The sequence below is a fragment of the Pseudomonas sp. TJI-51 genome, assembly GCF_000190455.2.
Lineage (GTDB): Bacteria > Pseudomonadota > Gammaproteobacteria > Pseudomonadales > Pseudomonadaceae > Aquipseudomonas > Aquipseudomonas juntendi.
The window spans coordinates 1-22517 of record NZ_AEWE02000071.1 but is presented as its reverse complement, the minus strand read 5'-3'; the positions used below and the strand labels follow the sequence as shown (position 1 = coordinate 22517).

The window sequence follows — 22517 nt, the reverse complement described above, 5'->3', positions numbered from 1 at the left end:
TTTGTCTACACCCTCTTAGGTTTTCGAAATTGTTGCGACTGCAGACGGCAATTCATCCAGCCGCCCTAGGGTCTGCTTGTAATGGCTGCGACTGCCTGAACAATCTACATGAACAACTTAGGAATGGCATTCCAGCCACGGGGACAGCTTGCAGGGCTGCTATCGACCCAGGCTGTGTGAAAACGCCTGCGATTGTCTAACCTTCTGACCGTCGAGATCCTGGCGGGGACGGTCATGAAGCGATTCATCGAAGGTGAGGCTCGGACGCAAGTCACGTTGCTGCCGGAGTGCCTGGACGATTACGTCACCGAAGAAAACCCAGTTCGGGTAGTCGACGTTTTCGTCGATGAACTCGACCTTGGAGCACTCGGGTTCGACGGTGTCGATCCTGCGGCAACGGGTCGCCCGGCGTACCATCCAGCCGTGCTGCTAAAAATCTACATCTATGGCTATCTCAATCGGATTCAGTCCAGCCGCCGGCTTGAGCGTGAGGCAGAGCGTAATGTCGAGTTGATGTGGCTAACGGGCCGATTGGCGCCTGACTTCAAAACGATTGCCGACTTTCGTAGAGACAACGGTAAAGCCATTCGCAGCGTCTGCCGACAGTTCGTAGTGCTTTGCCGCAACCTCAATCTCTTCTCCCAATCGATCATCGCCATCGACGGCAGCAAATTCAAAGCCGTGAATAACCGCGACCGCAATTTCACTCAAGGCAAAGTGAAGGCGCGCATGCAGCAGGTCGAGCAGAGCATCGACCGCTATCTAGCAGCAATGGATTCAGCGGATCGGGCAGCGCCGGAAGTGGCCGAAGCCAAGACTGAGCGGTTGAAAGACAAAGTCGAAAAACTGAAACAGCAGATGCAAAAACTCAAGGACATCGAGGCGCAGCTTCAAGCGAGTTCCGATCAGCAGATCTCACTTACCGATCCAGATGCCCGTTCAATGGCCACAAGCGGCCGAGGCTCCGGCACAGTTGGGTACAACGTACAAACAGCAGTTGACGACAAACACCATCTGATCATTGCCCATGAGGTGACCAACGTTGGTAATGATCGCGGGCAACTGAGCAACATGGCTAACCAGGCACGGGAAGAAATCGGTGCTGAGCCGCTGACGGTGGTTGCTGATCGAGGCTATTACAAAGGCCCGGAAATCCTTGCTTGCGAGCAAGCTGGCATCACCACCTTTGTACCTAAACCCCTGACATCGAGCAGCAAAGCGGAAGGCAGATTCGGCAAGCAGGACTTCATCTACATTGCTGCTTCGGACGAATATCGATGCCCTGCGGGCCAGTTGCTGACGCGCCGGCATTCCTCAGTGGAAGACGGCATGCTACTGCACTGCTACTGGTTTTCAGGATGCCAGAGCTGCTCCATGCAGAAGCAGTGTACGACCGGTAAAGAGCGGCGATTAAAGCGCTGGGAGCATGAAGCCGTAGTCGAAAAGGTGCAGATTCGATTGGAGCATGATCCGGGGAAGATGAAGGTTCGCCGGCAGACGGTGGAGCATCCCTTTGGCACGATCAAATTCTGGATGGGAAGTACGCACTTCCTGACCAAAACCCTGCCGAGGGTAAGCACCGAAATGAGCCTTCACGTGCTCGCCTACAACCTCAAACGAATGATGAGCATCTTCGGTATCGCAGGTTTACTTGAGGCGATCAGGCCTTAAACCCCGCTGTTTGCTGGCCCGCAAACAGCTATATGGGCCGCTGACGCGGCCCATATAGTGCTGCAAACGTCTTTTTCGCTGGGTGAGCTATTCGCACTCTCGCGTGCTGATCCCACAGACAGTCAGCTCGACTATGGGTTTTTGATGTGTTTACTGCGTTTTCACACAGCCTGGACCCAAAGCGGACGGTCTCGGCAGGCTGTTACGGCCAAAAGCGGTCATCAGGGCTGGCTTGAATCGGGGCCGAAGGATTACGCTCTCAGCCCCATAATTGCTGGTCAGACAGTTACCACGATCTTGCCGATCTGCTGATTGGCTTCAAGGAAACGATGGGCATCCTGGATGTCGCTAAGTGTGAATGTCTTTGCGATGATCGGGCGCAACGCACCGGACTTCAACCCTTGCAGAATAAAAGCCTTTGCTCTCTCTAGGGCTTCAGGGTCGGCCACAATCTCTGCGTAGAGATAGCCCTTCAAAGTCAGGCTTTTGCTCAGCACGGTAAACAGTGGGAATGGTGTCGGTTCAGAGCTAAGTGCGCCGTACTCCAGCAAAATTCCGCCCCGCGCCATGCTCTGCGTGAGAGGTTCAAAGGACGGCCCGCCTACAGGATCGAATACAACGCGAGCGCCTTGACCGGCAGTTATCGTCATAACACGCTCGACGATATCCTCTTCATCGCTGACGATGACATGCGCAGCGCCTGCATCAAGTAGGGCTTGCTTCTTCGCGTGAGTTCGAGTGATCGCAATCGATGTGGCGCAGACCATACGAGCCATTTGGAAGGCGGCCAAGCCAACACTGCTTGACGCTGCGGTAACGATGACAAAATCGCCCTGCCGTAGCTTCGCCTGTTCAATCAATGCCCCCCAGGCGGTGACGTACTGCATCCAAGACGCCGCAGCCTCTTCAAAGGACAAGTTCTCAGGGCTCTTTACCACCAGGTGGGCCGGTACATTGGCCAACTCGCCGTAGGTGCCCCAGCGAGTAATATCCAGAGGTGGGATCAGAGCGACCGAGTCACCAATCGTGATCTCGGTTACGTCGCTCCCAACTGCCGTTACGATGCCTGCGGCCTCGTAGCCTAAGCGGCTGGGGAACTCCGCTTCTTGTAGGTATGCGTGATTGCGGAACATCACTTCGGCTCGGTTCAAGCCAATGGCTTTAACACTAATTTGCACCTCGTTTGCTGCTGGTGCCGATACTTCCAGATCTTCCAGCTTCAGAACGCTGGCGTCACCGTATTCATGAATTCTGACAATGCGTGCCATCATAGATATCTCGTTTATCAATGGGCCTCGACGTACATCCGGAAGGTATCCGGGCACTCGAAAGGTGACGAAAATTTAGTCATTGGTTGGCGCTAGATAAAGGCCTACGATGGCGCATTACTAGAAACAGAGTGTTTATAATGGATCGCCTGACCCAGATGGCTACGTTCGTCAAAACAGTTGAGCTGGGTTCATTCAGCGCCGCTGCGGACGACCTGAATCTGTCCCCTCAATTGGTAGGGAAACAGGTGAAAATGCTCGAACAACATCTGGGTGTTTCCCTGCTGCACCGGACTACGCGCAGGCAAAGCCTCACCGACTTCGGCAGGGCGTTCTACCCGCGAGCAAAACTGATCCTTGCAGACATGCAGTCTGCCGAGAGCCTGGCTGCCCTCACTCGGGGCACACCAAGCGGCCGCCTTCGCATCAACGCGCCGGTCACGTTCGGAATTCGCACGCTTTCGCCACGCCTGCTGGAATACATGGTTCGGTATCCTCAGGTGTCTGTTGACCTAACGTTATCGAACGAACTGGTCGATATCGTTGATGATGGTTACGACGTGGTATTTCGCATCGGCGAGCTGGCGAGCAGTGGGTTGAAGGCATTGCCACTGGAGCCCTATCAGATGGTTTTATGCGCTGCGCCGTCCTATCTTGCACGTCGCCCTCCCATCATCAATCCGTGGGATCTACAGCAGCAGGAATGTCTGGGGTTTACCTATTCTGATGGCCGCTCACACTGGAGCTTCGACAGCCCGGGGGGGCGTATAGATGTTCCTATTACAAGCAAATTAACGATCAATCAAGGTGATCCACTGCTGGCAGCGGCTGTAGCTGGTCTAGGCGTGGTTCTACAGCCGATAGAGTTGGTTAGCGATGCACTGCGCGATGGGACACTGGTGCGTCTGTTGCCGCAGTACCCGGTGCCCAATACCGCAATGCACATCCTCTATGCCCCTGACCGAAGAATGACTCCAAAGCTGCGCAGCTTCTTGGAGTTTGCGCGTGAGGCTTTTGGGCAGCAAGGCCCTCTCTAACGCACGAAAATCAATGTCTGCGCTATCCGGTATTCGTAAAGGACGACGATTACCGTGGCTCACCGGATATGACCAAGCCCCCTTGCTGAGGAAGTACCTGCTGGAGCACTTCGCGGCGGAAGTCGAAGAACTGAAAGACGCCATGTTCGTTGGCTTGGGGCCGTAGGTCCAGAGCGTGCTGGACCGCCTGATCCAGGAGCGGGTTCTGAATCCCGACCGGGTGATTGCCGGCATGCTGCACCCCTCCGGAAACTGCACCTACCGGATCAACTACCTCATCGGCGACAGAAGCGCGCTGGTCCCGCACGCCACCAGCCCTGTGCCTTACCACCAGGTCCGGCGAGCATTTCGGGAGCGGTTCGTCACCGCCTGATCGAACGTCGGATGAGTGGATGCTAACGCGGGTTCAATTCCCAAACGGGAATAGAACTGGCGCCCTGCCTGATGCGCTCGGTTGGTGACCCGACCAGGGCAGAACTGGTAGGATTGCGGGCATCAAGGGCCGGATTCCGCACCTTTCCGCAGGAGTTTGCAGCGGTCGCAAGGCGCTGAGTTACATAGGTTTGGCGCAGGGTTCCACCCCACCGAGCCCCTGCAGGAGTTCGAATCGTTACACCCCCCCCCAGAAACCCTCACTAGCCCGCACGGCCCGATGCTAGGTCGTTGATTTTCAACAAATCGCTCGATCGATCCGCGCTTGCGGACTGCGGACTTCCAATGGGCCGGAAATCTGGCTCGCCCAGACGGCTCTCGGTACCGACACGTTGCAAACAGTCGGTACTTCTCGATAACTACCCGACGAATCGGAACATCACAGCCAGCCCTGATGTTGCCCCTGCTTGCTGACGCAGCTTGGAAGTTCTGGCTGCAATATTGCCCCCCGTCGCTGTGGAAGGAGCTCCTTGGGCAAGTGCAATCGAGGGGGGATCGCTGCGTAGAGCTTGTGCCCCCATCCTGCAGCGTGACCTGATTGGGTCAAGGCCGGGTTGTCATGCAGGCAGCTTGGCTGCAAGCAGTTCGACCTTCTCGATATTGGGCGGAGAACTGAGCAAGGTCGCGGCGTTGGCCATCAAGGCCACGGCGATCTGGCCGTTCAGATGTGCTTGGCGACCTGCCTCATCGGCAAAGGCATCGAACACACCGAACGTCGAAGGGCCAAACTTCAATGCGAACCAGGCAGTGGTGCCGGACTCGGCGTTGGCGAGCGGCAGTGCGCTGGCCAGGAAGTCGGCAAGCGCAGCCTCCTGGCCGGGTTTGGCTTCGAGGCGAACAAACAGGGCGAGCTTGGTCATACTGTAATCCTTTGGGTAAATGGGTTAGGTGAATGGATCGACGAGCCTGCAGTCTAAGTCGTCATGACAGCCATCTCTATAGACAATAATGACAACATTGATATCATTGTTGCCATGAAACTCCACATCCTTGTTTGTGACGGCGTGTTTGATCTGGGGCTTGCGGCGCTCACCGACACAGTGGGCTTGGCCAATGCGATGGCGGGCTCGCTGCCACAGGCTCCCGCGCACATAGAGCTCACGCTGGTGGGCGTTCGGCGTCGCATCCGAACTGCGCAAGGCTTGACGGTCCCCGTGGTCCCTGCGCGTGGTGTGCCGGAACCAGACGTCGTGCTCGTGCCCGCGTTTGGTGACAAGATGCCCGACACGCTCTCGGCTCGGCTCACACGCCCCGACGTGCCCGATGCGGTCGCCGTGCTACAGCAGTGGTCCACCGCTGGCGCGCACCTTGGTGCCGCTTGCTCCGGTAGTTTCTTGCTTGCAGAGAGTGGCCTGCTTGATGGGCATCGTGCGACGACGTCATGGTGGCTGGGGCCGATGTTTCGGCAGCGCTATCCGAACGTCACGCTGGACGAGTCACGCATGATCGTGAACTCGACACGCTTCACTACCGCGGGTGCCGCTTTGGCCCACGTCGACCTGGCCTTGCGCATCATCCGGGAGCGCAGTCCGGCGCTGGCGGCACTGGTGGCACGCTATCTGCTGGTCGAGGCACGCAGTTCGCAAGCCGAGTTCGTGATTCCCGACCACCTTGCGCATGCCGACCCGATGGTGGAGCGCTTCGAGTGCTGGGCCAGAAGTCAGCTCGCGAAGGGGTTCTCGCTGGCGGAGGCGGCCAGTGCCGCGGGCACAAGCGAGCGCACCTTGGCGCGGCGGCTGCAAAGCGTTTTGGGCAAGACACCGTTGTCGTATTTCCAGGACCTGCGCGTGGAGCATGCCGTCCATCTCTTGCGCACCGGAAACGCGAGCGTCGACCAAGTCGCCGCACAGGTCGGGTACTCGGATGGGGTGACCCTGCGGGTCCTGTTGCGCCGCAAGCTGGGCCGGGGTGTCAGAGAGTTGCGACGCGGTGGATGACCAGAGGCGTTTGGTGTATACACGGCTGGAGACCGCCGAGAAACTGACGCAGGCCAAACGGCGCATTTGGACCTGACAAAACTACTGCCCGCCACGGCGCGCAAGCTCCAGTTTGACCCCGGACAAAGTTTTGCTGGCAATGTCGTGGTTGAGCAAATCAATACCTTGATTGAGCAACGCTGTGCACTGACGATTCGGCGGCTCACCGACCCCGCCGCCGACAATGACGCAGCCGCCGAGCCCACCGTTTGAACTACCGTGCGGACACGGGTTCGATTCAGGGTTTGGGAATTGAACCTACATCCCATCGCAGACGAGTTTGATGCCCGTTTCCGGCGACCAGCATGGCTGAGAAACCTGCTTGCAGGTCTACAATCGGGCAGGCTTTACGATCGAGTTCGCAATGGTTCGCAGCAGCTCGTTGCACTTCTATTGCGTGGTTCTCCCATTGAGGAAGATTAGAATGTATCTGCCGAGCACGATTCCTAATCAGCAGCATCGAGGGTTCAGCCGAACCTTCACTCCGGGTCATTTGAGCCTGGGATTGTTCTTCCCTTTGGAGGCCTTCGGTGGGGACATTCCGAGCATGCTCAACCAGGTCGCATTGGCCAAACGAGCAGAGGAGCTGGGCTTCTCCGCGCTTTGGTTTCGCGACGTGCCTCTTCGGGACCCTAATTTCGGCGATGTCGGCCAAGTCTTCGATCCCTGGGTTTACCTGGGCTATATGGCGGCTCATACGTCAGAGATAGCGCTTGGCAGCGCATCCATTGCCATCCCTTTACACCATCCTCTGCACACGGCCAAGGCGTCAGCCAGCGTCGATCAGTTGAGCGCAGGTCGCTTGATTCTGGGCGTAGCCTCCGGCGATCGCCCAGTGGAGTTTTCAGCCTTTGACGTCGATCCCGAAAGGCGCGGAGAAGTCTTTCGAGAGCACTACGAGGTGATTCGCCGAGCCTACAGCACCAGCTTCGAACCCATCCGCTGGAGCGGTGGTAAGCTGCGCGGCGCAGACCTCATTCCGAAACCCACAACCCAAGTGATTCCGATGCTCGTGACCGGACATAGCCGCCAGTCACTGGATTGGATCGCGCGCGAAAGCGCCGGATGGGTCAACTATCCACGCGCGCCGAAAATGCAGCGACTGATCGTGGAAGATTGGCGGATGGAGGTCATGAAGCAATGTGGTTCCGTCTATAAGCCCTTCACTCAGTCGCTTTACATCGACCTCAGTGAGAACCCGTCCACGCCGCCCACTCCCATTCATTTGGGGTTCAGGCTCGGACGCGACCACCTCCGGGCTTTGCTGGAGTCGCTTGAGGAAATCGGGGTGGACCACGTTATCCTCAATCTCAAGTACGGAAAGCGCCCTGCGGCGGACGTCATTGAGGAACTGGGCACTCACATCGTTGCGCAATTCGGAGTAAAGGCGCGTCCTGGAGCAAATTGATCCGCCGGCCGCGTCCAAGCCCGGCCGAGGTGGTGCGGCTCAATAGGCTGAATGATCAGGCCGATACCTGTTCAAGGAATATCAGTTGCAACGGCTCTTGCAGCAGATCATCTGCCGTGGCGGCAAAGCGCTGAAAGTAAGGCATCGAAAAATGCGCATCCAGCGCCGCCTGATCCCTGAAAGCCTCGCGCATGTAGAAAGTGCCCTGCTCGTCACGCTGCTCGAACAACACATAATCGAGATTGCCCGGCTCTGCGCGGGTCGGCTCTATCAGCGTCAGCAATTCTTCTTTCAATGCCTGTTCTTTGCCTGCCTTGGCCTTGAGCACGGCAATTGATACCAAGTGTTGTTCGGTGTGGGTTAGGCTGGCGACATAGTCGATCTCCGGCACACCGAGCGCTTGCAACTGTGCGAGCAGTGGCTGGCTGTGATCGATCACGTGATGCGCGCCCAACTGCCGCACCCAATCAGCGGTTTCCTGGCGTGAGGCGGTACCAATGACGGTAAGGCGGGTCAACTTTCGGGCCAGTTGCACCAGCATCGAACCGACGCCGCCAGCCGCTCCAGTGATCAACAGGCACTTGCCCTCCCCCGTACCCTCGACGACACCGAGCCGGTCAAACAACAATTCCCAGGCCGTGATCGAGGTCAATGGCAACGCTGCCGCATCGGCGGCACTCAATGAATGAGGCTTGTGCCCGACGATCCGCTCATCGACCAAATGGAATTCGCTGTAGCTGCCGGTGCGGGCAATCGAGCCGGCATAGAACACTTCATCGCCCGGCTGAAACAGCGTCACTTCAGCGCCGACCTCGCGGACAATGCCTGTGGCGTCCCAGCCGAGGATTTTCGGTTCTTTTGTGAAAGTTCCGGCGCGCACCTTGGTATCCACCGGATTCACTGATACCGCGCGAACTTCGACCAGTAGATCCCGAGGGCCAGGCGTGGGCCGCGGGAGACTGATGTCGATCAATGCTTGTGGATTGTCGATGGGCAAAGCGTGCTGGGTAAAGCTGATGGCTTTCATGGAGACTCGCTGTCGAAGGGTTGATGCATTCACTTGCGGCAATCTTCGACTTCCCATGGACAAAGAAAAACAAGCAGAATGCGCCAACACTTTCACTTCAGGAGTGAAAATGATCCGCATCGATGATCTTGGTTTATTCATCCGCAGCGCCGCGCTGGGCAGTTTCACCGCAGCGGCGCTGGAGGTTGATCTGCTGCCTGGTCAGGTCGCAGCCGCCATCAAACGTCTGGAGCGCGAACTGGACGTGCGCCTATTCGCCCGTACGACGCGCAGCCTGCGATTGACTGCCGAGGGCGAGCAATATCTGCCCACCGCCCACTCAGTGCTAGAGACCCTGCAGCAAGGCAAGGAAAACCTGCGGGGTGAGAACGCCACGCTGCGGGGCGTGCTGCAAGTGACAGCGCCGTCCGATCTGGGGCGCAACATACTGCTGCCGTGGCTGACGCTGTTCCGCCGTCAGCATCCTGAATTGACGTTGCGTTTTTTCCTGTCGGACCAGATGGCCAATCTGTTTCGCGACCCGGTGGACGTGGCGATTCGCTACGGTCCAAATGAAGACGCCAACTACGTGGCACTGCCGCTTGCACCTCGGAACCAGCGGGTGCTGGTTGCCTCGCCGGAGTATGTGCAACGCTGCGGTTCTCCCCAAACACCGGATGACTTGAGCAAGCATGCCTGCCTGCTCTATCTGCAAAATAGCCGAGTCTACGACAAGTGGAACCTGGGCGGTCAAACCGTGCAGGTTTCGGGACCGTTGTTCAGCGATGACGCCGATGTCGTGCGGCGCTGGTCATTGGAGGGTGAAGGTATCGCCTACAAATCCTGGCTGGATGTCAGTGCAGATATCGCCGCAGAGCGTCTGCTTGTGCTGCTGCCGGATTATCCTGGCGAAGCGTCACCGTTGAGTCTGGTGTGCCCGCATCGCAAGCAGATCAGCCCTGCGGTTTCTCAGCTTCACACGTGGCTGAGTAGCCAGTTTTCTGCTCTGAAGCGCAGGTGAACCGATCCTGTGATTGATGCTCACTGAGCATCCCGCGCTTCATGGTTCGGCGGATCAATGCGTTCAATATTCCCCAATACCAGCGCTCGCCCGGCAAACAGGCCGCCTGCTGTTTCCAAGGCAAAACGTTCGGCGTCGCGTTTGCGCACTTCCTCGATCACTGCGTCGGCTTCGTGCTCAGACGCACCCAGAGTCAGCACGGCCTGACCACCGAGCAGCAGGGCGGCCTCAAAGGTATCCCGTACTATGTAGTCGGCATCGTGTTTGACTAATTCCAGCGCATGTTCGCGGTCAAAAGCGCGCACCACCAATTTCACCTGCGGGCAGTAGTGCCGAGTACTTTCGACAATGCGTGTCGCGGCTTTCTTATCATCCACACAAATAATGATGGCGCGGGCGTGATGGGCACCAGCAGCGTGCAATATTTCATGGCGGGCACCATCGCCGTAATAGACCTTGAATCCATAGGGTGTCACGGCGCGGATGACCTCCGGATTTATATCAATGATGGAAATTTTCGCTCCCTGGGCGAGCGGTGCCTGGCAGGCAATCTGCCCCACTCGGCCAAAACCGATGATGAGTACATTGCCTTGCAGGTTGTGTGCGGCTTCCACACCGTCCATGGAAACGGTCTGTACGCGCGCAAAGCGTTTGTACAGCAATACAGTCACCGGCGTAATGGCCATGGAGAGCACCACAATAGCCGTCATATTGGCGCTAACTTCAGGACTGATGACCCTGAATTTGAGCGCTTCGGCAAACAGCACAAAAGCAAATTCGCCCCCCCCTGCGCCATAAGCACGGCGCGATCCAGTGCGTCGCTATGGCTGCTTTTCGCGAGGTCGGCGCGCGACCTCATAAATGCACAGCGCCTTGACCGTCATCAGCGCAAGCACACCAGAGGCGATGAGCATCCAGGCCTTGTCCACCACCTGCAGATCCAACGACATACCGACGCCGAGGAAAAACAGCCCCAGCAGCAGGCCGCAAAATGGCTCTATGTCGGCCTCCAACTGGTGGCGGAAGGTGGATTCCGACAGCAGCACACCAGCAACGAAAGCCCCCATCGCCATTGAAAGGCCGCCGATTTCCATCAGCAGCGCGACACCCAACACAACCAGCAACGCAGCGGCAGTCATGACCTCGCGCGCTTTGGCTCGGGCCAATACCTGAAACAGAGGATTGAGCAGCCACAATCCAATGGCCACCAATGCGCCCAAGGACAATCTGCTGCCCATCGATGCCAGTCCCGAAGACCAGGCGGCGCAGTCCGAAGCCTGGACCGCCGCCGTTGCCTATGCTGCGCTGCTCCACGATATTGGCAAGATCGCCGTCGATCTACACGTCGAACTGGCCGACGGCAGTACTGGCATCCGTGGCATGGCCCGCTGCACCAGGCGTACCGATTTCGCTACCGTGACGACCGCGAATACCGCCTGCACAGCGCCGCAACAGGCTTGCTCTATCGTCAACTGCTCGACCGCCACGTCCTGGACTGGTTCAGCGACTATCCGGCTCTCTGGGCACCGCTGCTCTATGTGCTGGCCGGTCAGTACGAACATGCCGGTGTACTGGGGGAACTCGTCGTGCAAGCAGACCGGGCGTCGGTGGCCCAGGAGCTGGGCGGCGATCCGGCGCGCGCCATGGCCGCGCCCAAGCATGCACTGCAACGCAAGCTGCTGGACGGGTTGCGCTACCTGCTCAAGGAACAGTTGAAGCTGAACCAGCCGGAAGCCTCCGATGGCTGGCTCACCGAGGATAGTTTGTGGCTGGTGAGCAAGACGGTTTCGGACAAACTGCGCGCACACCTCCTGTCTCAGGGGATCGATGGCATTCCTGCGAACAACACCGCCGTGTTCAACGTGCTGCAAGACCACGGCATGCTCCAGCCCACCTCGGACGGCAAAGCGGTCTGGCGCGCGAACATGACCAGCACGACCGGCTGGTCCCATTCGTTCACCCTGTTGCGTCTCGCTCCCGCGCTGATCTGGGAGTCTGGCGAGCGACCAGCACCTTTCGCGTGGCCGGTAGAGATCGACGCGACGCCCGCGGAAAACGACGCCAGCATGTCGGCTCCCGCGCCTTCCGTCTCGGTGAACCCAGCGCAGGGAGGTCAAGAGCCTCCGATTTGGGAGGGCGACAGCACCACCATCGTTTCACCGCCCGCAGCCCAGCCCGTGCCCGACGTCATGGAGGATTTGCTCGCGATGGTAGGCTTGGGTGAGTTGGCCGGCGTTGGCCAGGATGCCGAGGAGTTCCTCCACACCCCCGCGCCAGCAACAGCCGCGACGTCCATTCCATCGCCTGCACCTGCACCCGCGCCTACGCCTGGGCCATCGGCAACGAAGCCATCCGGGGAACAGTTCATGGTTTGGCTGAAGCAGGGAATCGCCTCACGACGGCTCATCATCAATGACGCGAAGGCACTCGTGCATACGGTGAATGACACGGCCTACCTAGTCAGCCCGGGTGTGTTCCAACGCTATGCGCAGGAGCATCCCGAAGTGGCCGCACTCGCCAAGCAGGAGAATCAACAGGATTGGCACTGGGTGCAGAAGCGCTTCGAGAAGCTGCAGCTACATCGAAAGCAGCCCAATGGCCTGAACATTTGGACCTGTGAAGTCACGGGTCCGAGGAAGCCCCGCCGACTGCATGGCTACCTCCTCGAAGATGGGTCCTTGGCACTCGCCGAAATACCGCCCAACACCCCCTATCTTGCTCTGACTCAGGAAGGATGACGCGATTCGGGCATTGATCGCCACCGTCGTGTGGCGACGATCAATGCCCCGCGAAAATTGGCAACATTTGGCGAACTCAGCTACTCGGCCCGCGCCAACTCCTGTGCAAGGAACGGAGCGGTTCTGCTGCCAGACGTTCGGGCCACCTGCTGAGGGGAGCCCGCCACCACGATGCTGCCGCCGGCAGCGCCTGCACCAGGCCCCACGTCGATCACCCAATCAGCCTGGGCCACCGCGCGCATATCGTGTTCGATCATCACTACGGTATTGCCGGCATCGACCAGGCGCTGCAACTGCACCAGCAGCCGGTCGGCGTCCGACGCATGCAGCCCGGTAGTCGGCTCGTCGAGCACGTACAGGCTTCGGCCGCGCTGGCTGCGCTGAAGCTCGGTCGCCAGCTTGATACGCTGCGCCTCGCCACCGGAAAGCTCGGTGGCCGGTTGCCCCAGGCGCAGGTAGCCCAGTCCGATATCGCGCAGCAGTTGCAGTGGCCTTGCCACAGCGTCTTCACCCGCGAAGAATTCGCTGGCTTCGTCCACGGTCATCTGCAGCACCTCGGCGATGTTGCGCCCGTTCCATTGCACCTTCAGCGTGGCCTCGTTGTAGCGTGCGCCATGGCACGTCGGGCACGGCGCGTACACGCTGGGCATGAACAGCAGTTCCACGCTGACGAAGCCCTCGCCTTCGCAGGTCTCGCAGCGCCCCTTGGCGACGTTGAACGAGAAACGGCCGGCGTCATAGCGGCGGCGGCGAGCGTCGGGCGTGGCGGCGAACAGCTTGCGCACGTGGTCGAACAGGCCGGTGTAGGTAGCCAGGTTCGAGCGCGGCGTGCGCCCGATCGGCTTCTGGTCCACCTGCACCAGGCGCTGTATGGCGTCCACATCGCCCGCCAGATGACCGCCAGTCGCTTCGATCACCGCCGGCCCTTCGTTGGTGGCGCTTTCGGCCGCATCGTCTTCCGGCTCGTGGCCCAGGTGCAGCAGCACCAACTCCGGCAGGGCCTGCGCGACGAGGCTGGACTTGCCGGAGCCGGAGATACCGGTGACGGCCGTCAGCACGCCCAGCGGAATGCGTGCATCCACGCCATGCAGGTTGTGGCGGTGGATGCCCTGCAGTTCCAGCCAGCCGGTCGCTTCGCGTGCCCGGCTTCCCGGCGCGGGGATCTCCTCGAACAGATAGCGGGCGGTGCGCGATTCGGCAATCTTGCGCAGGCCATCCGGCTCGCCGCTGTAGAGCACGCGGCCGCCACGCTCTCCGGCATCCGGCCCGACATCCACCAGCCATTGCGCGCGGCGCATCAGGTCCAGGTCGTGCTCCACCACGAATACCGAGTTGCCGGCATCGCGCAGCCGGTCGAGCGCGTCGTATAGGGTCTGGCTGTCGGAGGGGTGCAGGCCCGCCGAGGGCTCGTCGAGCACGTACACGACACCGAACAGCAGGGAACTCAATTGCGTGGCCAGCCGCAGGCGCTGCAACTCGCCGGCCGAAAGCGTCGGCGTGGTCCGGTCCAGCGTCAGGTAGCCCAGGCCCAGCCCACGCAGTTGGCGCAGGCGTGCCATCACGCCACCGGCCAGGCGCTGCGCGGCGAGGCGCTTTTCTTCCGATAGCGCCGAGGTGCGGCGCACGTCGGGCGATACCGCATGGACGGCGCGCCCGGAGGCCGCGCGTTCGGCACGGTCGCGTCGGGTCGCTTCCTTGTCCGTAGCCGCCCCCGCTGCATGGACGCGGAAATCGCCCTGGGCGATGGGTTCGAGCAAGGCCGCCAACTGGTCCAGCGGCATCTGCATGAACGCGCCGATGTCCACGCCGGCGAAGGTGACCGACAGCGCCTCGGACTTGAGCCGCTTGCCGTGGCAGGTGGGGCACGGTTTCCCCTCCATGAACCGGGACACGCGCTTTCTCATCAGCGCGCTCTGGGTATTGGCAAAGGTGTGCAGCACATACCGCCGGGCGCTGGTGAAGGTGCCCATGTAGCTCGGCTCCATCTTGCGCTTGAGCGCGGCGCGGGTTTCGGCCGGCGTGAAGCCCGCGTACACCGGCACCGTCGGTGTTTCCTCGGTGAACAGAATCCAGTCGCGGTCCTTCTTCGGCAGGTCCTTCCACGGTCGGTCAACGTCGTAGCCCATGCTGACCAGGATGTCGCGCAGGTTCTGGCCTTGCCAGGCGGGGGGCCAGGAGGCGATCGCCCGCTCGCGGATGCTCAGGGAGGGATCGGGCACCATGATGGCCTCGGTCACCTCGTACACATGGCCCAGGCCGTGGCAGGTCGGGCACGCTCCCTGCGGCGTGTTGGGCGAAAAATCCTCGGCGTACAGCATCGGCTGGTTGGCCGGATAGGCGCCGGCGCGCGAATACATCATCCGCACCAGGCTGGACAAGGTGGTCACACTGCCCACGGAGGAACGCGCGTTGCTGGAGCCCCGCTGCTGCTGCAGCGCCACCGCCGGCGGCAGGCCGTCGATCGCATCGACGTCCGGCACGCCGGCCTGTTCGATCAGTCGCCGCGCATAGGGGGCCACCGACTCGAAGTAGCGTCGCTGGGCCTCGGCATAGATGGTGCCGAAGGCCAGCGAGGACTTGCCGGAGCCGGAGACACCCGAGAACACCACCAGCGCGTTACGCGGGATGGAGACGTCCACCTCCTTGAGGTTGTTCTCGCGCGCACCGCGCACTTCCACCATGCCGCTGGCCGCAGCAGTACAAGAGGATTCACCGAAAGAATTGTTTGGCAAGTTTTTATCCTTTAGTTCGTCCTGCTCAGGACGGGACTTCCTGAGTTCGGGTGCCGCGGCGGCTGGCTTCGAGCGCTGCGGTGACAGTGCGGGCGTCGTAGCTGCCGCGCAGACGACGACCCTCGACGAAGAACGTCGGCGTGGCGTGCGCACCGCTGGCGACCGCACTGGCGAGGTCGCGCTCGACACGCTCGATCACCGCGGTGCTGTCGAGATCCGCGATGAACCGTTCGACGTCGAGCCCAAGCTCGACGGCGTAGCCGATCAGATGCTCGCGCTCCAGCGCATGCTGACGGGTGAACACGAAGTCCAGCCACGGCCAGAACATCCCCTGGTTCGCCGCTGCCTCGGACGCCCTCGCGGCAATCGGCCCGTGCGGGTGGTGCGGCAGATGGCGCACCACATACCGCAGGTCGTCACCGAAGTGGGCGCGAAGATCGTCCCACGAACCGGTGGCGTGCGCACAGTACGCGCACTCGAAGTCCACGTACTCGACGAGTGTGAGCTGGGCGTCCTCCGGCCCGCGGATGTGATCGATCTCCGGATCGACCGGCGGCTCAAGCACCATCGGCAGGTCAGCGGTCTTCTCACCCCACCGCTGGGCGGCGACCTTGAAGATCAGCCACCCGAGCAACGTGGCGAACACCATCGACACGAGCACGCCGACCGTCGCCTGGCGGCCCAGATCGGAGGTCGTGCCGAACGCGAGCCCGATGATCAGCAGCGACACGGTGAAGCCGATCCCGGACAGCGCCGCCCCACCGAACACGCTCCCCACCCCGACGCCCTCGGGCAGCCGGCCCAGGCCGAGACGGACGGCGACGAGCGTGGTGAGCCCGATGCCCAAGAGCTTACCGAGCACGAGCCCTGCGATGACGCCCCACGTGACTGGCGAGCCAAAGGCCTCGGCGAGCAGCCCGCCACGCACGTCCACCCCGGCGTTCGCCAAGGCGAAGATCGGCACGATCAGCAGCGCCGTCGGCAGCCGCAGGAACTCGTGCAATCGCTCGTTCACCGAGATACCTCGGGACAGCCCGCAGTCCACCGCGCGGGCCGATGCGGCACTCGGCGACTGCCAGAAGTCGCGGAACAGTTGTCTTGCCGCAACGACCCCGTGACGTTGCGTCGCATAGGCGGGGATCAGCAGCCCCGCGGCCATCCCGGCGAGAGAGGCATGGATGCCGGAATACAGGGTTGCGAGCCACAGCACGATCACGATCAGCACATACGGCATTGCCCGCCACTGGCGGGTGCGCCCTAGCCACCACAGCGCAACGAGACTGGCGAGGGCGATCAACAACGGGACGACCCGGATCTCCTCGCTATAGACGATGCCGATGATGGACACGGCGAGGAAGTCATCGACCACGGTCAGGGTGAGCAGGAACACGCGCAACTGACCCGATAGCCGCGGACCGACGATCGCCAGGGTGCCCAGCATGAACGCCGTATCGGTGCCGACCACCGCACCCCACCCGTGCAGGCCCTCACTTCCGGCCAGCCCCACGATCAGGACATACACCAGCGCGGGAAGCACAACACCCGCGACCCCCGCGATCAGGGCGAGACCGGCACGGCTGCGATCCCGGAGCGATCCGTGGGCGAACTCCTGACGCACCTCCAGGCCGATCAGGAAGAAGAAGACGACCATCAGGCCGTCGTTGACCCAGTGATGCAGGTCCATGTGCAGGCCCAGCGGCCCGAAGTCAAACCCGACGTCCAGATGCCACAACTCGAAATAGGCATCGGATAGCGGCGAGTTCGCCCACGCCAGCGCCACGACCGTTACGATCACCAGCAGCACCGCAGCACCAGACTCCGTGCGCAGATAGCGGGCAACGCGTCCCAGGCTGACATTCGCCGAGGATGCACCGAAAGAAGTGGCTGACATGTTCTTATCCTGTTCCTGAAGTTCGTGAAGTCGCGATGAGCCGGTTTCGAAGGCGACCGGTCAGGCGTCCGCCTCTGGCAGCGCCCCATCATCCAGCGAGCGCAGCCAAGTAAGCCTTTCTCCCAGCCTGCGCTCAACACCTCTGTCCGTTGGCTGATACCAGCCCGGCCGCGCCACGCCCTCGGGAAAGTAGCTTTGCCCAGCGGCATAGCCGTTGGGCTCGTCATGGGCGTAGCGGTAGCCTTCGTGATACCCCATCTGCTGCATCAGCTTCGTCGGCGCATTGCGAAGATGGAGAGGCACAGGCAGGGAGCCGCTGTTCTTGACGAAGGCCTTCGCCTTGTTCCAGGCGGCATAGGCAGCGTTCGACTTGGGGGCGGCAGCAAGGTAGGTCGCCGCGTGGGCAATCGGTATTTCGCCTTCGGGGGAACCCAGCCTCTCATAAGCCAGCGCGGCATTGAGCGCCAGTTGCAGCGCCTGCGGGTCGGCATTGCCGATGTCTTCGCTGGCCACTATCACCATGCGGCGGGGCACCTGGCTGACGTCGCCGCTACCGTCAAGGATGCGGGCCAGCCAATACAGGGCCGCATCAGGGTCGGAGCCCCGTAGCGACTTGTGGAAGGCTGAGAGCTGCCAGTAGAACTCGTCACCGCCCTTGTCGAACCTGCGCAGCGATGGACTGGTGGACAGCCTGGCGAACTCGCCATCGACCACGGTCTTGCCAGCGCCCGACGCCGCATTCGTCACCTGCTCAAGCAGATTGAGGAAGCGCCTGCCATCGCCATCGGCAAAGCCCTTGAGCAGATCCAGCGCGTCCGCGTCCAACGTGACGCCCTGGAGATGCGGCAGTGCGCGTTCGTAGGGTTGGTTCAGTTCGTCGCCGGATAGCGGTTCGAGGGTATAGACCTGCGCGCGCGAGAGCAGTGCGGAATTGACCGCCAGCCCCGGATGCTCGGTCGTCCCCCCCACCAGGGTCAGGAGCCCCGACTCGACATGGGGCAGTAGGGCATCCTGCTGCGCCTTGTTGAAGCGATGGATCTCATCGACGAAAAGCACCGTCGATCGACCATGGTTGTCCAGTTCTGCCTGGGCCTCGTCGATGGCTTGCCGGATGTCCTTCACCCCGGCCAGCACGGCCGAGATGGCGATGAATCGGCTGTCGGTCGCACTGGCGGCCAGGCGCCCCAGGGTGGTCTTGCCCACGCCTGGCGGCCCCCAGAGGATGAACGAGTGCAAATTGTCCGCCTCGAACGCGAGACGCAGCGGCTTGCCGGGGCCGAGCAAGTGCCGTTGCCCGACGAATTCGTCCAGCGCCTTGGGCCGCAGGAGTTCGGCCAAGGGGGGCTTGGGCTTTGTCGTGAATAGATCGGTCAAGTTCCTCTCCCTGGCATTTCTGATAGTTGACGTTCCGATAAGGTGGGCACCTCAATCCAGAGAGCCGGATTTATCCAACGCTGTGGGCTCTTTGTCGGCAATCGCATGCATGATGATGCGAGAGCCGCGGTAGCCGATGCTGTGGTTCCATACCCAGCTCAACGCGACGCTGAGCCGTTCTCCACCAGCGAGTAGCACAGGCTGGCAGGATCGAAGCGATCGACCTCCTTCTCCGTTTCCGGCGTCCACGGAAGAAGTCTCAAACGGATGCCGGATACGACCGGGCCGGGAGGAACAAATCCATGCTTGAACGGATTTTCGCCGCACGGCTCTCCCGTCTCGGAATCCAGCGAAGCGCACCAGAGATACGTTGAGAACTCGGTGTGCTTTTCACAGTGCAGGTCTCCCTCATCCCATGTCACGCCGTGAAGCGGCGTAGCGTGGTCGGGCTCGGCAACGCCGAAGCGATGAGACAACTCACTCATCGCCATCTGATCCCTGGCCTGATCGCCTTCGGTCATGAAAGCGAGCTGCAATATGCCGCGGGGGGCCTGAATCAAGAGATACGGGCGCGCATGCACTTCACCCACGGCCGCAGCACGATCGGCATAGGCCGGCATGCCGTACACGGTGGCGGTCAGGGCGGGTTGTACGGTCGTCGTATTGATGTTGGCCGGCTCTTGCATAACGACCTCATTTCTCATTGGTTGAAAAACACACTTCAAAGCAAATGCCCGCAGCCATGCGTTTCGCACATGGCTGCGGGCCGATCTTCATGAGCAGGCACCGCTCTACACGGTCCGTCTAATAGGCTCGCCGTATAGAGGCTTGTGCTGGCCCTTTCAGAACGCCCTCAGCTTCCTTGCTTTCAAACGAAGGTGTACGAGCAGACCTTGTTGCCCGCCGGATCACGCAGGTAGGCCGCATAGGCACCCGGCAGGTGGCCACGCGGGCCAGGCTGGCCCTCGTCGGTGCCGCCTGCGGCAAGGCCGGCGGCGTGGAAGGCATCCACTTCGGCGGGAGTGGCGGCCGCAAAGCCGACCGTCACACCGTTGCTGGAAGGCGCTTCACCATTGCCAGGACGGGCGATGATGAAAGCCGGCTTTTCGCGACCGAAAAGCACCCATCCGTTGCCGAAAGGACCGAGGTTCTTGATGCCGAGAGCACCCAGAGCGGCGTCATAGAACGCGGTCGACTTCTGGACGTCGGCGGCGCCGACGAAGACGTGCGAGAAGATGCCGTCGCCGGAAATGACAGGATTGGACATGGTTAATTTCCTTGGTGGCTGGTGTTGAATGGATAGTGAGTGATCAGTAGTGGATCACCGTGCGAATCGACTTGCCTTCATGCATCAGGTCGAAGGCCTTGTTGATGTCGTCGAGGCCCATGGTGTGGGTGACGAACGGGGCGAGATCGATCTCGCCTTTCATTGCGTCTTCCACCATGCCGGGAAGCTGAGTGCGGCCCTTGACCCCACCGAAAGCCGAACCCTTCCAGGTGCGACCGGTGACCAACTGGAACGGGCGGGTCGAAATTTCCTTGCCAGCACCAGCCACGCCGATGACGATCGACTGGCCCCAGCCGCGGTGGGCAGCTTCCAGAGCCGAACGCATCACGTCGACGTTGCCGATGCACTCGAAGGTGTGATCGACACCCCAGCCGGTCATCTCGATCAGAACCTCGTGAATCGGCTTGTCGAAGTCCTTCGGGTTGAGACATTCGGTCGCGCCGAAGGTACGAGCCAGTTCGAACTTCGCCGGATTGGTATCGATGGCGATGATGCGGCCCGCTTTGGCCTGGCGTGCACCTTGAATCGCAGCGAGACCGATGCCGCCGAGGCCGAAGATGGCCACCGAGTCGCCGGGCTGTACCTTGGCCGTGTTGTGCACGGCACCGATGCCGGTGGTCACGCCGCAGCCCAGCAGGCAGACGTGCTCGGGGTTGGCGTCCGGGTTGATCTTGGCCAGCGAGACTTCGGCGACGACCGTGTATTCGCTGAAGGTCGAGCAGCCCATGTAGTGGTAAAGCGGCTGACCGTTGTACGAGAAGCGAGTCGTACCATCGGGCATCAGCCCCTTGCCCTGGGTTGCACGAACCGCGACACACAGGTTGGTCTTGCCGGACTTGCAGAACAGGCACTCGCCGCATTCGGCGGTGTAAAGAGGAATGACGTGATCGCCAGGCTTCACGCTGGTCACACCTTCACCCACCTCCACGACGATACCCGCCCCCTCGTGACCCAGCACGACCGGGAATAGACCTTCGGGGTCATCGCCCGACAGGGTGAAGGCGTCGGTATGGCAAACGCCAGTATTTGTGATCCTTACGAGCACTTCGCCTTTGCGAGGCGGCTCAACGTCGATCTCGACGATTTCCAGCGGCTTTCCTGGCCCGAAGGCAACTGCTGCACGTGATTTCATGATGTCGCTTCCTTTACTAGCTAACTAAATTTGCCCTCACCGAGGACACCCTGGTGCCTCTACCGCAGATAGGAGCGGACGATAGAGATGGTCTCGTCAATGGACTTGTTCTGCGAATCGCTCCTGATTTCGCTACTGGGAAACTCTTCCCGCAGATAGCTCTCCAGAACCGTTGCCATCAATCCGTTGACTGCGCCACGAACGGCCGCAAGCTGCTGAAGAATTGCAGGACATTCCGCACCTGCATCAAGCGCTTGCTCAAGAGTCGCTACCTGACCTTTGATGCGCCTGATGCGCGTCAGTGCTTGCTTCTTTTCTTCCGGACTGTGTGGCATCGAACACCTCTCTACTTGGGTACACCGCCGCATTATACAATACTCCCCCATAGTATATGCGACCGAAAATCGACACAAGATCTGTGACGCTTCAAAATCGTAGACGTCAGCGGTCTTTACGGTGCCACTATGCCCCTCCCCGTCATGAACGGCACCAGAGGGTTTCATTCAAATGGTCACAAAATTTACGGCAGGCGATCACGTAAGCTGGAATTCGGAAGCGGGCCGCGTGAGTGGTACGATCATCAAGGTGCATACGAAGGACACCGATTACAAGGGCTACACGCGCCACGCAAGCGCCGACGAACCGCAGTACGAAATCAAGAGCGATAAGACAGAACATATTGCGATGCATAGGGGGTCGGCACTGCACAAGATCAGCTGACGACCCACGTCGCGTTCCGCGGATAGAAGAACGGTATCAGCGAGGTAGCTGTCGCCGGAAAACGAAAGCTTTTAAGAAAGAGAAAGGTTACCGAGAAAATGGCTGTCCCAAAAAACGCGGCCGCGGTCACGAAAGTTGTCAGCAAAACTGCTGTCACGAAGCACGATAGCGGTGTGACGATCTGGACGATCGGACATTCAACTCGGCCAATCGATGAATTTCTCGGTTTGCTGAACGAATACCAAATCGAGACAGTCGTCGACGTGCGTCGCTTTCCTGGGTCGAGGAAATATCCGCAATACGGCAAGGAGCAACTCGAAATAACGCTCGCGGAAAACTCTATAAATTATAAGTGGATAGAGGCGCTTGGCGGCCGACGACGTGCTTCACCAAATTCGGTCAATACAGCCTGGCGCAACACGTCCTTTCGTGGCTATGCCGACTACATGGACAGCCCCGAATTCGCACAAGGACTAACTCAGTTGCTGCAGCTCGCTACTAACGCGCGCACTGTCATCATGTGTGCTGAGGCGGTTTGGTGGCGCTGTCATCGTTCGATGATCGCGGACGAGCTATGCGTGCGTGACATTAAGATCATACATATCCTTGACGCCAAACACGAAGTCTTGCACCCAATGACGTCACCCGCACGCATCGTGCGCGGACGATTAACTTACACGCTGCCTTGAGCAGCAGATCGGCAGTACTAGTCTTTCAATACAAAACGCCCGATGCGGTGCATCAGACGTTAGGTTGAAAAAGTTGTAACCCTATTTGAGGACCAGACAGCAAACAAATCGGTCCCCTAAGAGGGTGTAGACAA

18 protein-coding genes and 3 pseudogenes are annotated in these 22517 nt (G+C 60.3%); 10 read left to right on the top strand and 11 right to left on the bottom strand.

What is annotated here, in order from left to right; genetic code table 11:
• Positions 1–234 precede the first annotated feature (234 nt).
• Entirely contained in the window at positions 235–1671 is a 1437-nt protein-coding gene (locus tag G1E_RS16185) for an IS1182 family transposase (protein WP_009681980.1), read from the top strand.
• Between the two features lie 278 nt (positions 1672–1949).
• Here G1E_RS16185 and G1E_RS16180 read toward each other — a convergent pair whose 3' ends face one another.
• Positions 1950–2939: a zinc-dependent alcohol dehydrogenase family protein gene (locus G1E_RS16180; RefSeq protein ID WP_009681981.1), complete on the bottom strand. Its 990-nt coding sequence runs from the start codon at positions 2937–2939 to the stop codon at positions 1950–1952.
• A gap of 140 nt (positions 2940–3079) precedes the next feature.
• Between G1E_RS16180 and G1E_RS16175 the strand changes: the two genes are divergently transcribed.
• Positions 3080–3976 carry a LysR family transcriptional regulator gene (locus tag G1E_RS16175; protein ID WP_016486908.1) on the top strand — a complete coding sequence of 299 codons (897 nt, stop codon included), beginning with the start codon at positions 3080–3082 and terminating at the stop codon, positions 3974–3976.
• A 175-nt stretch (positions 3977–4151) separates the two neighbouring features.
• Positions 4152–4349: a hypothetical protein gene (locus G1E_RS28970; protein ID WP_009681688.1), complete on the top strand. Its 198-nt coding sequence runs from the start codon at positions 4152–4154 to the stop codon at positions 4347–4349.
• 616 nt (positions 4350–4965) lie between these two features.
• On the opposite strand, the gene G1E_RS16165 is transcribed toward G1E_RS28970, so the two are convergent.
• Entirely contained in the window at positions 4966–5268 is a 303-nt protein-coding gene (locus G1E_RS16165) for a putative quinol monooxygenase (protein ID WP_009681687.1), read from the bottom strand.
• 63 nt (positions 5269–5331) lie between these two features.
• Between G1E_RS16165 and G1E_RS16160 the strand changes: the two genes are divergently transcribed.
• The 3 genes from G1E_RS16160 to G1E_RS16155 all read left to right on the top strand — a co-directional run bounded on the left by G1E_RS16160 (position 5332) and on the right by G1E_RS16155 (position 7792).
• The gene (locus G1E_RS16160; RefSeq protein WP_009681686.1) at positions 5332–6345 is read left to right on the top strand and encodes a GlxA family transcriptional regulator; all 1014 of its coding nucleotides are present in this window, start codon (positions 5332–5334) and stop codon (positions 6343–6345) included.
• Positions 6346–6411: 66 nt separating this feature from the next.
• Positions 6412–6597 carry a hypothetical protein gene (locus tag G1E_RS27720; RefSeq protein ID WP_037031229.1) on the top strand — a complete coding sequence of 62 codons (186 nt, stop codon included), beginning with the start codon at positions 6412–6414 and terminating at the stop codon, positions 6595–6597.
• A gap of 211 nt (positions 6598–6808) precedes the next feature.
• Positions 6809–7792, top strand: a complete 984-nt coding sequence (locus G1E_RS16155; RefSeq protein ID WP_009681685.1) for an LLM class oxidoreductase — start codon at positions 6809–6811, stop codon at positions 7790–7792.
• A gap of 55 nt (positions 7793–7847) precedes the next feature.
• On the opposite strand, the gene G1E_RS16150 is transcribed toward G1E_RS16155, so the two are convergent.
• Entirely contained in the window at positions 7848–8819 is a 972-nt protein-coding gene (locus G1E_RS16150) for a zinc-binding alcohol dehydrogenase family protein (RefSeq protein WP_009681684.1), read from the bottom strand.
• A 109-nt stretch (positions 8820–8928) separates the two neighbouring features.
• On the opposite strand from G1E_RS16150, the gene G1E_RS16145 reads away from it, so the two are divergent.
• Positions 8929–9819 (top strand): LysR family transcriptional regulator, encoded by an 891-nt coding sequence (locus G1E_RS16145; RefSeq protein ID WP_009681683.1) that lies wholly within the window; start codon positions 8929–8931, stop codon positions 9817–9819.
• Positions 9820–9839: 20 nt separating this feature from the next.
• On the opposite strand, the pseudogene G1E_RS16140 reads toward G1E_RS16145, so the two are convergent.
• A pseudogene (locus G1E_RS16140) lies at positions 9840–11045 on the bottom strand (cation:proton antiporter); the annotation flags it as partial.
• Here G1E_RS16140 and mobH point away from each other — a divergent pair.
• Positions 11038–12557: pseudogene (gene mobH, locus G1E_RS16135) on the top strand (MobH family relaxase); the annotation flags it as partial. The pseudogenes G1E_RS16140 and mobH sit on opposite strands and share 8 nt — an antisense overlap.
• Before the next feature lie 80 nt (positions 12558–12637).
• On the opposite strand, the gene G1E_RS16130 reads toward mobH, so the two are convergent.
• From G1E_RS16130 to frmR, 7 genes and pseudogenes are all read right to left on the bottom strand, one after another.
• Complete coding sequence (locus G1E_RS16130) at positions 12638–15289, bottom strand: excinuclease ABC subunit UvrA (RefSeq protein ID WP_016486904.1); 2652 nt, start codon at positions 15287–15289, stop codon at positions 12638–12640.
• A gap of 25 nt (positions 15290–15314) precedes the next feature.
• Positions 15315–17180, bottom strand: coding sequence for a Na+/H+ antiporter NhaA (gene nhaA, locus G1E_RS16125; protein ID WP_016486903.1), 1866 nt, complete (start codon positions 17178–17180; stop codon positions 15315–15317).
• A gap of 60 nt (positions 17181–17240) precedes the next feature.
• Positions 17241–18554, bottom strand: a complete 1314-nt coding sequence (locus tag G1E_RS16120) for a replication-associated recombination protein A (RefSeq protein ID WP_047149942.1) — start codon at positions 18552–18554, stop codon at positions 17241–17243.
• A gap of 164 nt (positions 18555–18718) precedes the next feature.
• Positions 18719–19240 (bottom strand): annotated as a pseudogene (locus tag G1E_RS16115) (DUF3422 family protein); the annotation flags it as partial.
• Between the two features lie 182 nt (positions 19241–19422).
• Positions 19423–19821 (bottom strand): VOC family protein, encoded by a 399-nt coding sequence (locus G1E_RS16110; RefSeq protein WP_009681673.1) that lies wholly within the window; start codon positions 19819–19821, stop codon positions 19423–19425.
• 43 nt (positions 19822–19864) lie between these two features.
• On the bottom strand, positions 19865–20974 hold the full coding sequence (locus tag G1E_RS16105) for an S-(hydroxymethyl)glutathione dehydrogenase/class III alcohol dehydrogenase (protein WP_009681672.1): 1110 nt from the start codon (positions 20972–20974) through the stop codon (positions 19865–19867).
• 59 nt (positions 20975–21033) lie between these two features.
• On the bottom strand, positions 21034–21309 hold the full coding sequence (gene frmR / locus G1E_RS16100; protein ID WP_007182548.1) for a formaldehyde-responsive transcriptional repressor FrmR: 276 nt from the start codon (positions 21307–21309) through the stop codon (positions 21034–21036).
• Positions 21310–21481: 172 nt separating this feature from the next.
• Between frmR and G1E_RS16095 the strand changes: the two genes are divergently transcribed.
• Both G1E_RS16095 and G1E_RS16090 read left to right on the top strand, forming a co-directional pair.
• The gene (locus G1E_RS16095) at positions 21482–21694 is read left to right on the top strand and encodes a DUF2945 domain-containing protein (protein ID WP_009681671.1); all 213 of its coding nucleotides are present in this window, start codon (positions 21482–21484) and stop codon (positions 21692–21694) included.
• A 98-nt stretch (positions 21695–21792) separates the two neighbouring features.
• Positions 21793–22383, top strand: coding sequence for a DUF488 family protein (locus G1E_RS16090; protein WP_009681670.1), 591 nt, complete (start codon positions 21793–21795; stop codon positions 22381–22383).
• Positions 22384–22517 lie beyond the last annotated feature (134 nt).

Excerpts from the sequence above, each read along its gene's own strand:
- G1E_RS16185 (WP_009681980.1), top strand. The coding sequence starts at position 235 with ATGAAGCGATTCATCGAAGGTGAGGCTCGGACGCAAGTCACGTTGCTG.
- G1E_RS16105 (WP_009681672.1), bottom strand. The coding sequence starts at position 20,974 with ATGAAATCACGTGCAGCAGTTGCCTTCGGGCCAGGAAAGCCGCTGGAA.
- G1E_RS16150 (WP_009681684.1), bottom strand. The coding sequence starts at position 8,819 with ATGAAAGCCATCAGCTTTACCCAGCACGCTTTGCCCATCGACAATCCA.
- G1E_RS16180 (WP_009681981.1), bottom strand. The coding sequence starts at position 2,939 with ATGGCACGCATTGTCAGAATTCATGAATACGGTGACGCCAGCGTTCTG.
- G1E_RS16090 (WP_009681670.1), top strand. The coding sequence starts at position 21,793 with ATGGCTGTCCCAAAAAACGCGGCCGCGGTCACGAAAGTTGTCAGCAAA.
- G1E_RS16095 (WP_009681671.1), top strand. The coding sequence starts at position 21,482 with ATGGTCACAAAATTTACGGCAGGCGATCACGTAAGCTGGAATTCGGAA.
- frmR (WP_007182548.1), bottom strand. The coding sequence starts at position 21,309 with ATGCCACACAGTCCGGAAGAAAAGAAGCAAGCACTGACGCGCATCAGG.
- G1E_RS16145 (WP_009681683.1), top strand. The coding sequence starts at position 8,929 with ATGATCCGCATCGATGATCTTGGTTTATTCATCCGCAGCGCCGCGCTG.
- G1E_RS16165 (WP_009681687.1), bottom strand. The coding sequence starts at position 5,268 with ATGACCAAGCTCGCCCTGTTTGTTCGCCTCGAAGCCAAACCCGGCCAG.
- nhaA (WP_016486903.1), bottom strand. The coding sequence starts at position 17,180 with ATGTCAGCCACTTCTTTCGGTGCATCCTCGGCGAATGTCAGCCTGGGA.
- G1E_RS16155 (WP_009681685.1), top strand. The coding sequence starts at position 6,809 with ATGTATCTGCCGAGCACGATTCCTAATCAGCAGCATCGAGGGTTCAGC.
- G1E_RS16160 (WP_009681686.1), top strand. The coding sequence starts at position 5,332 with ATGACAGCCATCTCTATAGACAATAATGACAACATTGATATCATTGTT.
- G1E_RS16110 (WP_009681673.1), bottom strand. The coding sequence starts at position 19,821 with ATGTCCAATCCTGTCATTTCCGGCGACGGCATCTTCTCGCACGTCTTC.
- G1E_RS16175 (WP_016486908.1), top strand. The coding sequence starts at position 3,080 with ATGGATCGCCTGACCCAGATGGCTACGTTCGTCAAAACAGTTGAGCTG.